The 11,535-nt window shown below is 43.5% G+C and carries 21 protein-coding genes and 1 pseudogene; 18 read left to right on the top strand and 4 right to left on the bottom strand.

What is annotated here, in order from left to right:
- Positions 1-234: 234 nt before the first annotated feature.
- Positions 235-588: pseudogene (locus tag AC0TWI_RS20240) on the top strand (sigma factor); the annotation flags it as partial.
- A 377-nt stretch (positions 589-965) separates the two neighbouring features.
- On the opposite strand, the gene AC0TWI_RS20235 reads toward AC0TWI_RS20240, so the two are convergent.
- The 4 genes from AC0TWI_RS20235 to AC0TWI_RS20220 form a co-directional block, all read right to left on the bottom strand.
- The gene (locus tag AC0TWI_RS20235) at positions 966-1,922 is read right to left on the bottom strand and encodes a DUF6414 family protein (RefSeq protein WP_488128149.1); all 957 of its coding nucleotides are present in this window, start codon (positions 1,920-1,922) and stop codon (positions 966-968) included.
- Between the two features lie 22 nt (positions 1,923-1,944).
- The gene (locus AC0TWI_RS20230; protein ID WP_488128148.1) at positions 1,945-2,520 is read right to left on the bottom strand and encodes an ImmA/IrrE family metallo-endopeptidase; all 576 of its coding nucleotides are present in this window, start codon (positions 2,518-2,520) and stop codon (positions 1,945-1,947) included.
- Positions 2,521-2,547: 27 nt separating this feature from the next.
- Positions 2,548-3,240, bottom strand: coding sequence for a hypothetical protein (locus AC0TWI_RS20225; RefSeq protein WP_488128147.1), 693 nt, complete (start codon positions 3,238-3,240; stop codon positions 2,548-2,550).
- Between the two features lie 98 nt (positions 3,241-3,338).
- Positions 3,339-3,761, bottom strand: a complete 423-nt coding sequence (locus tag AC0TWI_RS20220) for a helix-turn-helix domain-containing protein (RefSeq protein ID WP_488128146.1) — start codon at positions 3,759-3,761, stop codon at positions 3,339-3,341.
- A gap of 165 nt (positions 3,762-3,926) precedes the next feature.
- Here AC0TWI_RS20220 and AC0TWI_RS20215 point away from each other — a divergent pair, with 165 nt between their 5' ends.
- The 17 genes from AC0TWI_RS20215 to AC0TWI_RS20135 all read left to right on the top strand — a co-directional run bounded on the left by AC0TWI_RS20215 (position 3,927) and on the right by AC0TWI_RS20135 (position 11,496).
- Complete coding sequence (locus AC0TWI_RS20215) at positions 3,927-4,157, top strand: helix-turn-helix transcriptional regulator (RefSeq protein ID WP_488128145.1); 231 nt, start codon at positions 3,927-3,929, stop codon at positions 4,155-4,157.
- Positions 4,157-4,852, top strand: a complete 696-nt coding sequence (locus AC0TWI_RS20210) for a BRO family protein (RefSeq protein ID WP_488128144.1) — start codon at positions 4,157-4,159, stop codon at positions 4,850-4,852. Before AC0TWI_RS20215 ends, AC0TWI_RS20210 begins: the two co-directional genes overlap by 1 nt.
- Positions 4,852-4,983: a hypothetical protein gene (locus AC0TWI_RS20205; RefSeq protein ID WP_488128143.1), complete on the top strand. Its 132-nt coding sequence runs from the start codon at positions 4,852-4,854 to the stop codon at positions 4,981-4,983. The genes AC0TWI_RS20210 and AC0TWI_RS20205 overlap by 1 nt, the downstream gene beginning before the upstream one ends.
- 64 nt (positions 4,984-5,047) lie before the next feature.
- On the top strand, positions 5,048-5,320 hold the full coding sequence (locus tag AC0TWI_RS20200; protein ID WP_488128142.1) for a helix-turn-helix domain-containing protein: 273 nt from the start codon (positions 5,048-5,050) through the stop codon (positions 5,318-5,320).
- A complete protein-coding gene (locus tag AC0TWI_RS20195; RefSeq protein WP_488128141.1) occupies positions 5,302-5,580 on the top strand; it encodes a hypothetical protein in 279 nt (92 codons plus the stop codon). The genes AC0TWI_RS20200 and AC0TWI_RS20195 overlap by 19 nt, the downstream gene beginning before the upstream one ends.
- 286 nt (positions 5,581-5,866) lie before the next feature.
- Positions 5,867-6,082, top strand: a complete 216-nt coding sequence (locus AC0TWI_RS20190) for a YqaI family protein (RefSeq protein WP_488128140.1) — start codon at positions 5,867-5,869, stop codon at positions 6,080-6,082.
- A 98-nt stretch (positions 6,083-6,180) separates the two neighbouring features.
- Positions 6,181-6,357, top strand: coding sequence for a hypothetical protein (locus AC0TWI_RS20185; protein WP_488128139.1), 177 nt, complete (start codon positions 6,181-6,183; stop codon positions 6,355-6,357).
- Positions 6,332-7,231: a hypothetical protein gene (locus AC0TWI_RS20180; protein WP_488128138.1), complete on the top strand. Its 900-nt coding sequence runs from the start codon at positions 6,332-6,334 to the stop codon at positions 7,229-7,231. Before AC0TWI_RS20185 ends, AC0TWI_RS20180 begins: the two co-directional genes overlap by 26 nt.
- Complete coding sequence (locus tag AC0TWI_RS20175; protein WP_488128137.1) at positions 7,188-8,009, top strand: PD-(D/E)XK nuclease-like domain-containing protein; 822 nt, start codon at positions 7,188-7,190, stop codon at positions 8,007-8,009. Before AC0TWI_RS20180 ends, AC0TWI_RS20175 begins: the two co-directional genes overlap by 44 nt.
- Positions 8,010-8,024: 15 nt before the next feature.
- The gene (locus AC0TWI_RS20170) at positions 8,025-9,020 is read left to right on the top strand and encodes a hypothetical protein (RefSeq protein ID WP_488128136.1); all 996 of its coding nucleotides are present in this window, start codon (positions 8,025-8,027) and stop codon (positions 9,018-9,020) included.
- Positions 8,986-9,783, top strand: a complete 798-nt coding sequence (locus AC0TWI_RS20165; protein WP_488128135.1) for an ATP-binding protein — start codon at positions 8,986-8,988, stop codon at positions 9,781-9,783. The genes AC0TWI_RS20170 and AC0TWI_RS20165 overlap by 35 nt, the downstream gene beginning before the upstream one ends.
- A 2-nt stretch (positions 9,784-9,785) precedes the next feature.
- A complete protein-coding gene (locus AC0TWI_RS20160) occupies positions 9,786-9,974 on the top strand; it encodes a hypothetical protein (RefSeq protein ID WP_488128134.1) in 189 nt (62 codons plus the stop codon).
- Positions 9,971-10,126: a hypothetical protein gene (locus AC0TWI_RS20155; protein ID WP_488128133.1), complete on the top strand. Its 156-nt coding sequence runs from the start codon at positions 9,971-9,973 to the stop codon at positions 10,124-10,126. The genes AC0TWI_RS20160 and AC0TWI_RS20155 overlap by 4 nt, the downstream gene beginning before the upstream one ends.
- A complete protein-coding gene (locus AC0TWI_RS20150) occupies positions 10,123-10,527 on the top strand; it encodes a hypothetical protein (RefSeq protein WP_488128132.1) in 405 nt (134 codons plus the stop codon). Before AC0TWI_RS20155 ends, AC0TWI_RS20150 begins: the two co-directional genes overlap by 4 nt.
- Positions 10,482-11,099 carry a dUTP diphosphatase gene (locus tag AC0TWI_RS20145; protein ID WP_488128131.1) on the top strand — a complete coding sequence of 206 codons (618 nt, stop codon included), beginning with the start codon at positions 10,482-10,484 and terminating at the stop codon, positions 11,097-11,099. The genes AC0TWI_RS20150 and AC0TWI_RS20145 overlap by 46 nt, the downstream gene beginning before the upstream one ends.
- Positions 11,089-11,322, top strand: a complete 234-nt coding sequence (locus tag AC0TWI_RS20140; RefSeq protein ID WP_488128130.1) for a helix-turn-helix domain containing protein — start codon at positions 11,089-11,091, stop codon at positions 11,320-11,322. The genes AC0TWI_RS20145 and AC0TWI_RS20140 overlap by 11 nt, the downstream gene beginning before the upstream one ends.
- A gap of 12 nt (positions 11,323-11,334) precedes the next feature.
- Positions 11,335-11,496 (top strand): DUF6011 domain-containing protein, encoded by a 162-nt coding sequence (locus AC0TWI_RS20135; RefSeq protein WP_488128129.1) that lies wholly within the window; start codon positions 11,335-11,337, stop codon positions 11,494-11,496.
- Positions 11,497-11,535: the final 39 nt, after the last annotated feature.

Here is an 11,535-nt window from a genome sequence, read left to right as displayed (position 1 = left end):
TTGCGCGAATAAGCAATGTCACTATAAAGACCGATTCGGAAGAACAGGACAGGCAGGATTATAGTTTTGCAGCTCGTTCCAGTTCAAATCGGCGTCAAAAATATATTCCACGCAGATCAGGCCATCGTCCATCATCTTCCGGTCAAAATCTGGGAATCTTTCTGCGTACAAGCAAGTGGAGCCCGGGCGACTCATATACATTGGAGGAGAGACAGACATGGAGGTGATGAGGAGTTGTCTGCACTTTTGGCTGCAATCGGCTTCCTGTTCAAAGAACTGGCGTTTTTGGTTTCATACGTAAAAAACAATGCCTTTCCCCAGCCGCTTTCCGCAGAGGATGAGCGGAAGTACTTGAGGTTAATGGCAGAGGGTGATGATCACGCCCGAAATCTCCTCATAGAACATAATTTGCGTCTCGTTGCCCATATCGTCAAAAAATTCGACAATACGGGAGAAGACGCGGAGGATTTGATCTCAATCGGGACGATCGGCTTGATCAAGGCAATTGAAAGCTATTCGTTCGGGAAAGGGACGAAGCTGGCGACCTATGCAGCAAGATGTATAGAAAATGAGAATCTAATGTCATTAGATATGCATACATAGAACAAAAGACAGCTGGGTGTGATTGCCCGGCTGTCTTTTACATTTTCCTCTGATTAAGCACAAAACGTTTTAAAAAGAAATCCCGACTGCTTAGAAAACTGAAGATGGGGGAAGACTTTAAGTACATGCTCGAAAAAATGTTTCTTTTATGACGGTCCTATTTAAAAACATCGTGTATAATGAAGTTAACGAAGATGAAAGGATGGTGTTGGATGTGCTTCATATTCATAAAAAGGTCATTAAGGATATCGGCAATAAAGTTATAAGATCCGAAAGAGAATCTGAAGCATTCTTTAAAAAGATTGAAAATGAAATATCAGAACACCACGAGCAAATGAAAAACCGGCGTAAAAAATTTAGTCTTATTCAAAATAAATAGCTATTGGCGAAATTATTAAGTCACCTTGTTTAACCACACCGATGGGTTGTAAAGCAAGATTTAAAATTTTCGGCAAGTCGAAAAACGGGTCATTACCACTAAAGTCGTCAGCATTCGTGATGTTTACTTTGCTTGTCACTTTCCCTAACAAAGTGATTTGCAATTTTGTTCCTCCGTATTTAAATGTTAATTCGTTTGCACTTTCTCTTAGATATTCACTCTTCAAGGGTGCAATATTGTCTCCAGCAATGATAAAAGCGTCATTTGGAAGGATGTCGAGAATATAATCAAGCATATTTGCAATTTTATTATATTCTTCTTTGAAACTCTTTTTTAACTCGGTGACATAATCACGTCGAGATCGAAGCAAACTACGCAAATCTTTTTTCTCCATACCTTCTTTCATTTGTTTAAATTCCAAATCCATCTGAGCAATTTCCTCTTCAACATCATTAAACATGAAAGTAAGCAATTTTTCTGGCTGTAACATTTTTCGAATATGTTTAAAATCAATAATCTTAAAGTGGGATGTGAATTTAACAAACTTTCCTTCTAAATCCTCTGTATCTAAATTAAATACTATCTCCTCATCATTTAAATGTTTTTCCAAACTAGCAAGAGCATTGTCGTGAAGTTGTTTAGAAATGATTTCTTTGCCTGTTTCGGTTTGAGACATTATGCTTTTATCTGATGCAAATTTTCCTGGCTTAAATGTTCCCTTAAATTCACCCTCAGGAGATTTAAAGACCAGTGGAATTTCAAAGTTCCCCGTTTTAAATATTGCCTCTATCGCTGATTGGCTTTCATGTCCGAAAGTTTTTTCTGAAGAATCGTATACCTGCTCCTCTCTTTCCCTATTTGTTCCTGTAGGAAGTCCGTCGTTGTATTGTGCTAAATATGAGTGTAATAGCCCTGTATCTAAATAAATAATCTCTTTCATGATAATAATTCCCCCTTATTTTTCATTCAATCCACTGCACCGTCCCCAGCTTCCCGCCAACATTCCATATCGCATCAACATGCCGGTTATAGATCAATTCCATTCGATAGTGCACAAACTCCTCAGGTACAACGAAATAGTCGGCTATGTCACTGATTAGCACAGCTTCATCCATCGCAGCTTCATAAATATGCCTGATGAACTTTGAGGGCATCAGCAGATAAGCGGACATTCTCTTTGCCTGGTTTTCTGTTTTCGCGACACAAACAGGATCGGCATCCAGCTGCGCCTGGTAGTGGGCGTACAGGTGGCAGAATTCCTCGGCGAGCAACAGTTTCTTTTCAATGTAGTCCAACTCAGGCTTCAAGTAAATAAGACCCCGACGACCTTCTGTTGGCACTGAGTACGCTTTCAGATGTTTAATAGCTTCCCAAAGTGCTTTACTCATATAGTTAGGGTCAAGCGGTTTAATTTTCATGCCGTACTTCCAACAGATTTCATGCATGTCAATCTCATCTGGATATGTATAGCAAAAACGGGAGAGGACCTTATTGGCCCGTTCCTCCCAGGAGTCAGTTTGAAGTTTTTCTAGCTGCATGATACTCACGCCTTTGATCTAGTTGCGTTAATTTTTGATTTTCCATCCAGGGTCCAGCATTTTCGGATCAGCTAAAGCAGTGCCATCTTCATACTTAAAATATACATGCACTATTTCCGATGGATCACCGCCAAAGATATGAACTCTGGTTTGCCCAACGATAGAAGAGCCGAACTTATCTACAAAATACTGTTTCTCGTTATCGTTTAATAGTTTCACTTCATTAACAACATACGCATAAATTACATCATAACTGTCATCGTTAAGGGGAGAAATATTGGTTATGATTCCTTCGCTTTCGTTCATTACCCATTCATAACCTTCAGCTAAGTTTATTTCATCCTCTTTTGTATAGGTTGCCTTTTTTTCACTTTCAGCCTTTTTAGCTTCCTCCTTTTTTTTCTTTTCAGCAGCAGCTTTCTGTTTCTTCTCGTCCTCTTTTTTCTTCTTTTCAGCTTCAATCTTTTGTGCATCAACCTTTTCGGTTTCACTCTTATTTGAACTTGCAGGAACAACGTTTTCTTTGGCTTTGTCGGTAGCGGAATTTGTATCAGAATCAATTGTAGGATCGATTGCATAACCAACCATGATTAAAGCAAAACCAACCACCGTAACCAATACTGCTCTTTTCTTTGGCTTTTTTCTCAACCAAACCATCACCAACATTACTAGTCCAACAAAAAATGCCAGTAATCCTACTACACCTAAAAAGGCGCCCATGTCCTTCCTCCTCTAGTGCTATTTTCTCAACAAGTTAACTCGGTATATGTACCTAGATCTTATCTAAAAATATACACGGCTTTTCAACCGTGGTCTTGTTAATCTTCAAATTCTCCAAAACCATCTCCTGGATCCTCTTCATCATCTTCAAAAAACATCTTTTTCATTTTATAGAGCTTGATCAGTTCTTTGACCTTTTCTTCTGGATTGGATGCAAGATCATGGAGCATAATAGGGTGTTTTTTTAACTCATTAAAAAGAAGGTACTCTTCTTCTGATAGGACAATCTCTTTCCCAGCCACTGTCACATTGTTACTTGGCCGGCCACTTAATAAATAATCCACACTAACATCAAACATTGCCGCAAGCTTCTTGATAGTTTCAATATCTGGTTCTCTTTTAGCCTTTTTGTTTTCATAATGACCGTATGCTTGACGTGTTATCCCAAGTTTATTTGCAACATCTTGTTGTGTTAGTTTTTTATCACCTCTAAGCTTCTTTAAACGATCTTGAAAGTCCATAGTCATTCTCCTTATAAGTGCCAATTATGTTCAATTATACAGCAACAAAAAGTTGCTAAAAGAAAAGGAAACAAAATATTGCATTATGTATTGACAGAAACAATATGTTGCGTATAATAAGAATTATAAGGCAACAAAACGTTGCTAAAGAGTGGAGGTGCTAACTTGAGAACTTGGCTTGTTACATCAAGAAAAAACAAGGGATTGTCGCACCAAGATGTTGCAGATGCTGCGAATATCAAGCGACAATATTACGGAATGATTGAAAATGGCGATAGAACGCCAAGCGTGAAGATCGCTAAAACAATCGGCCGATATCTGGAGATTGACTGGACGCTTTTTTTTGAAAATCAAGGAAACAAAACGTTGCAAAAGAAAAGGGAGGAAGTGAGCTAATGAACCAACTAACAAGAATCTTCGACGGTCAAGAGTTAATCGTCATAGAAGTAAACAACGAACCAAAGTTTTTGCTGAAAGATGTGTGCAGCATTTTGGAAATCGGTCATGCGGCAACGGTCAGAAAGCGTCTCGATGACGATGTGGTTTCAAACCACCCCATCCAAGACTCACTTGGCAGGATCCAGCAAGCAACGTTTGTAAACGAGGATGGCCTATATGACGTCATCCTGGACAGCCGCAAACCAGAAGCAAAACGTTTTCGAAAATGGATTACATCAGAAGTGCTGCCATCGATCCGGAAGACCGGTGCGTACAATACCAGCAATATCATTCCTCTGAACGACAAACAGTCACTGATTGCGGTCATGAGGCTCTCAGCTATGACAGCAGAGGAAACCGAAGAGTTGAAACAGGTGACGGAGAATCATTCAAACAAACTGCAGCTCCTTGAAAAGAAAATAGACAACGAAATCACACTAGACCACGGCGAACAGCGCAGGCTCCAAAAAGGCATCGCCTCCAAAGTGTACGAGCTCTGCGACAATCCGGCGGACCGGCCGAAGCTGTTCAAAGAGTTGTACAGGGAGATCAAGGACCGGTTCGGTGTCTCATCTTACAAAGATGTAAAGCGTCATGAATTGCAGGCTGCCATTCGCTATGTTGAAAGCTGGATTCCAAGGAGGGTTAGCTAATGAAAAGAGAAATCAACGTCATCAAAGGTCCTCTCTTTGAAAAAAACAAACAGGCGGCACAGAGGTATCTAGCTGAAATCATCAAGAGAGAGTTACAACAAGGCAAAATTCCTATTAAATCAATCTCTTAACCCTAGTTTACTTGTTTCCTATATATATGAGTATTCAAATTTTGAATAGAAGGGGGTGAGCATTATGGAGTTTGGGGGAGTAATCAGAGCCCTTCGGCAAAGAAAGGGGTGGAGCCAGGAGGACATGGCCGCAAAGTTGTTCGTGAGCCAGTCCGATATCAGCAAATTTGAGAATGACCGGATGCTGCCAGACATACCGACTTTTCTGCGGATTGCGCAAGTCACACAGGCGCCAGAAGTGATCGTGGCTTTCTTATACGGCATGGACGGCATCAGTATCATACAGAATCTAACTCAGTTGATCGGAGGATTTATCAGATGGAATTTTCTAATTTAGAACAGCAGTTTCTACACCAAGACCTACATAAAGCCGTGAAAGAGATCGTGTGCATCATGGATTGCTCAGTCAGCTTGGTTGTTGCAAACAAAATGGAAGACTACCGGGGAGCAGCAGTCGCTGCAGAGGACATGGCAAAGTCGTACCGGGAGCTTGAGCGTTTGCATAACAACAAAGTTGAGCAGGACAGCATGTTGGAATTAGTCAGAGAGTTGAAGGCAAGGGGAGTAAACATATCGCTTGTCGGGAGGTTTGATTGATGGATTTGTTCGAAGCATTCCTGCTATCGACCGGCTCTTTAGCCATAGGGATCATGATTGGAGCGTTTATGCGTGAAGATAAGAAAAAAGCAACAAAATGAGCTGGCACTCAAATTGTTGCATCTTAATAGGTGATTTAAGTATAGCACATCCTCTTGCTGCTATACAAGACAGGCTTGGGCCTGTCGCACCGGTCGAGAGTGGGCTTCATTCACCCACCTCCTTGAAATCTTGGCCGGTGCGATGGTTCTAATCCATCAATACATACGAAAGGCAGGTGAGAGACATGCCATACGACATCGAGCATCCAAGCATCACACAGATCGAGCGCAATGGCTATCCGGATATGTACCGGGAACATCACTGGGGCATCGATGCAACAGGTGAAGAGATCATGGAAGGTGATGAAATCGTCGAGATTGAAAGCGAGACGGTGCTGGTGCACAATCTCGAAAAGTTTTTGGCAGAGCAATACGGCGCAAAGTTTACGCTGGCAAAATAAAAGACCCCTGCTGGCGGGCAGGAGTCAGGCAATTTCAAATTTGATATTACGGCCATTATACCACGTCTTTGTAATGGCGAACAAGGAGGAAAAACATTATGGGTTTGTACGAGCCTGAATGTCCTATGCTACGAAGCTTTTACCAAGCATTACGGAAACACGAGGCGTCCCTGAAAGGTAGCCCTGCTTATGAAGATTTCAAAGAAGTGTATGAAACGCTGGATTATGACATGAAGGGGGAAGCGAAGCATGAACCAATTAGCCGGGCAGTTTAACCAACAGCAGCAAGGAAACGTCCTTGCTCAAGCATCAAGCAGTCGGGAGATGGAAGAGGTTAAGGGCCAAATCTTCATGGCCCGGCAGTTCCCCCGAAATGTATTCCAGTCAGAGCAACGCATTTTAGATGCTTGCAAACGTCCGTCGTTAGCACAAACGGCAGTTTACAGCTATCCAAGAGGAAAACAAAAAGTGGAAGGGCCGTCTATCAGACTAGCAGAAGTTTTGGCACAAAATTGGGGGAATTTATCCTTCGGTGTTAAGGAATTGGAACAGCGTCAGGGTGAATCGGTTGCTATGGCCTTCTGTTGGGATTTAGAGACGAACGTCAGACAGGAGAAGGTTTTTACAGTGCCACACAGTCGGAAAGCAAATGGAAATATCGTCAAGTTAGACGACCCGAGAGACATTTACGAGTTGGTAGCTAATAACGGAGCTAGAAGGGTTAGGTCTTGCATCTTAGGAGTTATTCCTGGGGATATAGTCGAGAAAGCTATTGAAGAGTGTAACAAAACGTTAGCCGGATCAAACGACAGTCCTTTAAAAGATCGTTTAGCCAGAGCGTTAAAGGGCTTTAAGGAAAAGCATCGAGTGACACAAGAACAGATTGAAAAAAGATTCGGATATAACATCGAGGCATTCACAGAGCGTGATTTAATTGATCTGGTCCAGATTTTCAACTCATTGAAAGATGGTATGAGCAAGCCGGAGGATTGGTTTGATAAAAACGATAAAAAGCCAAATCAAAGTGATTTAGCTAAGTCTTTCGAAGACAAGGACAAGGCAAAAGAAGAAGAGGCAGTGACCGAAAAGGAAGAGGTGAAGCCAAGTGCCAAAGACCTCCTTAAGGACGCCGAAATTCCTTTTGACTAAAGAGAACTATCATTCAGCTGAAGCGAATTTACGTTACTTCTCTGTTTCTCAGTTCAAAAGTTTCATCGAGTGTGAGGCCAAGACGATGGCCAAGCTGTCAGGGGAGCACAAGGAGCCAGAGACCAACGCTTTGTTGGTCGGCTCCTATGTACATGCAGCATTCGAGTCATCAGAAGTATTTCAACAATTTATTGAGGAAAACAACGGGGCGATCTTCAAAGCTCGCGGCGGCAAGTATGCAGACTTTGAAACTGCAGATCAGATGATAGAGACCATCAAAAACGATCCTTTCTCCATGTTCGCTTTAGAAGGGGAGAAAGAGGAAATCTATACAGCTCGACTGTTCGGAGTTGAGTGGAAGATCAAGGTGGACAGCATCCATCATGAGAGAGCAACATTCAGTGATTTGAAAACTACTCAGGAGCTTCATAAACGGTTCTGGAGCGTGAAGTACGATGGCTGGGTGTCTTTCGTCGAAGCGTGGGATTACGTCCTCCAGATGGCACTCTATCGCCGGGTGCTGCAAGAGAATTTCGGAAAGACCTATACGCCTTACATCGTAGCCGTAACCAAAGAGAATCCGCCGAACAAAGCAGTCGTTCACTTCGATGAATCAAGGTTCGATTTTGAATATGAGTACATCGAGATGAAGATGGAACGACTGTCGGATGTGAAGGCCGGAGAAGCGAAGCCAATCAGCTGCGGGAAGTGTGACTATTGCCGGAAAACGAAAAGGCTGAGTGACACGATTGAGGTCGGAGAATTGATCTATCAGTAAGGAGCGATCGGGGACATGGAAAATGTGATACAGGCATCGGGGTTCGTCGTCCAGCCCCGATTGCAGTTTAATTGCTTGCGGGATCAGATGATTTATCAATATCTCCTGAGCAGAGCGAACTACCAGGAGAATCATAAGAGCCTGGCGGTCGGTCAGACAGTCATCATCCTATCGGATTTAGAACGAGACGTCGGATGGACACGGAGGATGCTCAAGTCTTCCCTGGAGCGCTTGGAAGAGGCAGATTATATCTCATTCGCTACATTACCGCAGAAGCGCGGGATCTTGGTAACTGTTACTCATTATGGAGATTATCAGAAACTCGAAAATTACCGGAAAAACAGCCAAAAAAATGTACAAGAGAATGAACATCGGAATGTACATGAGGATGAACAAGAGAATGTACAAGAGAACGAAAGCGAAAAGCCTTGTGGCTCTAGGGGTGAAGACATGCCGAAAAAAGCAAATGTACAAGAGAATGTACAACAGGATGAACAAGAGAATGTACATGAGAATGAACAACTTATTAGTATAACAGCATTTATAAACAGCATTAGTAACATCAATAAAACATTAAAAGAGTACGTGGCCTCGGCTCCTGTGAAAAACAAAAACTTGGCCACAACCGAAGAAATCGAAACCTTTGTTGATTTCGCTTTGCGAACCAACGCTCTCCCAGAGGGTTGCTCTAGGAAAATCTTTATTGCTTACTTCGACTGCATCCGGCTGACGAGAAGGACATGCACCATATCAGCAAACATTCTTGTGAATTTTATAGACAAGCTGCAGAAGTATTCGTCCGACCAAATCAATTACTCTCTCTGGAAGCATATTGAGGACTATGACGACCGGAAAGAGACCTATACACTCGGCATCCTTCGCAACGTTAAGGAGCCGGAAGCCAGGCGAGGGCTAATCAAGCTGAAAAACCGGAAAGGCGGGGATCGAGTTGTTGCATCTGTCGAATCTAAGCCCAATGAAGAATTCCAGAAATACGATTTCGGTTTCTGAGAACCGTTGCGAAAACATTGATGTTGTCACGAAGCAGACCTGCAACCGCCAGCTGATGATTGAGAACGGCCGGGAGTTTTGCTTTCGATGTGAGGAAATCGCCAAAGAAGACTTGGTCTTCAAGGAAGAAAGCGAAGCGATCATCCAAAACCGAGAAGTTAACGAGATCATGCGTTTCTTTAAAGCGGAAAGCTTAATCAATAAGGATTTGGAAGATGCGACCTTCGAGAATTACATACCGGAAACTGCATCTCAGAAAGAAGCCTTGAAAGTTGCTCAGGATTATGTGTCTGAGTTTGATAAAACGTCAGGTCTTGTATTGGCAGGGCGGACGGGAGTAGGAAAAAGCCATTTGAGTGTAGCTATATCCAAGGAAATCATTCAGAAAAAATATTCATGCCTGTTCATCTCCATCCCTAAGTTGATGACATTGATAAAGAGCACCTACAACCGAAACAGCGAAAGAACTGAGCTGGATATCCTTCGATTAATTGAAAAAGTAGATTTGCTTATATTCGATGACTTAGGGGCTGAACGGGCGGATGCGACGGATGAGGGGACAGAATGGTCCAAGAAAAAAATATTTGACATCACCGATGGCCGCGCTGGAAGATCCACCATCTTCACATCGAATTACAGTGGATCGGAACTCATGCAAATGTATGGTGAACGAGATTTCGGACGCATGGTGAAAGATTGCAAGGCCATAACCGTTACCGGAGAAAACTTCAGACTGAAAAAATTTAAAAAAGGAGCAATGTGATTATGCGTAAATACCTGCTGGATCAACTCATTATCACGGTAGTGCATTGGGAAATGTTTGGCGGCGAAAAGCTGGAGCGACAGTTTGCAGGGCTGATCGAACAGGTCATGGAGGAAGAGGGATTGACGTTTGATGAAGCCGTCGCTCTGCTGGAAAGAGAAGTGAAAATCGATAAGGAGGCAGCGGCATGATCGGAGCAAAGGTGAATCTATCGCGTGAATCGGAAAGGCAGGCCATCATTCAGGACCTGCAGCTGCTCGGTAAAGATACGGGTCAGTTGGACGGACTGGATTATCACACGCTTCGGAGCATGTTAGCGGTGGCAAGGGCGGTGGCGGAATGACTCTCCTAGAAATCAAAGCCCGGCAGAAGGCCATTCTGGACGAAATCAGGGTGCTGGAGAAAGAGCATGGCGTAAGCGTGCATGACACAAACTCATGCTCCGCCTGCAAGCAGATCCGAATGCTTGGCATTGAATACGAGGACCTGACGCTTGAGCGCCGGCGGGAGAAATTGCGGCAGGATCCCCTCGAAAGCATGTATGTCAGGACAATCTTTGCTAAAGGTGAATACGCAACGAGAAAAGAAGTGGCGTACCTGTTGGAACAGGGATGGCCAATCAATAAAGTGGCTGTCCGGTTGGGGATGAGCCCGACTAGGCTTCATAACCAGTGCAGAGCATGGGGTCTCAAAAGCCGATGGAAACAAGGATGCCTGGAAATGAACAGGCATGGATTGGGGTGAAGGTGATGAACTTAGCAAAGCTGTTTGAAGCGCAAAAGAAGTTTGATGATGCAGTAGCAGAGGCGAAGGGGCTGCAGGGGAAGGACCTGCTGCCGGAAAAGATTCTTGCTCTGCAGGTGGAGATCGGAGAACTGGCGAATGAATGGCGAGGATTTAAGTTTTGGAGTGATGACCAGGAGCCGAGAACCAAGGTTCAGGGATACAGCGGATCCGGTGCGCTGTTAAAAGGTGAAGTGTCGAATCCCTTACTTGAGGAATACGCCGACTGCCTGCATTTCATCTTGTCGATTGGGTTGGATATAAAAGCAGATAAGCTAGATTATTTGAAAGTCATGAAAGCTCATGAAGCGTTCGGTATTACTTACGTCGAGGCTAACCTGACAAAACAATTCGGTCTCGTTTACTATTTCGTTTCTGGATTTGAAGATATGTATGGATCAGATGAATATACAGAAGTTTTGTTGTCAATTTTAAGGTTAGGCGAAATGCTCGACTTCACGTGGGAGCAGATTGAACAAGCTTATTACGCCAAAAATAAAGTGAATTATAAGAGGCTGGCCAGTGGCTATTGAACAAAGTTTAAGCCCGACCTACATTGCACTAGAAGAACTTGATTTCATGTGGAATGAGGAACAGATCTTCGACTTCCGGTGCATGTGGGCGCAGGGCGCTAGTTTGGTAGACATGGAGGAGCAGTTCGGCCGGCCTCAGGAAGAGATTCTGCTGCTGGCTCTAGACTTGGGTATGCGAGGCAAAATAAAACCGAGGCAGGGCGGTCTGCTCGGTCTGGCGTGAGGAGGAAACGTGATGGACTGCGGAAGATGTGGACGACCATTAAAAGACAGTAAAAGCAGGGACCGGGGATATGGCCCGGTCTGTTATAAAAAGGTTCTGGCGGAAAGGAATGAACAGCATGGGGCAACGGATGAGTGTGGAGGAGTACCGGAAGGCCAGGAAGCCGCGGAATAAATATCGGAACCGCAAGATTGAAGTGGATGGCATTGTCTT

The organism is Lederbergia sp. B243.17 (assembly GCF_057657925.1).
Note: the sequence above shows the minus strand (reverse complement) of the source record. Positions and strands in the feature narration are given on the sequence as shown.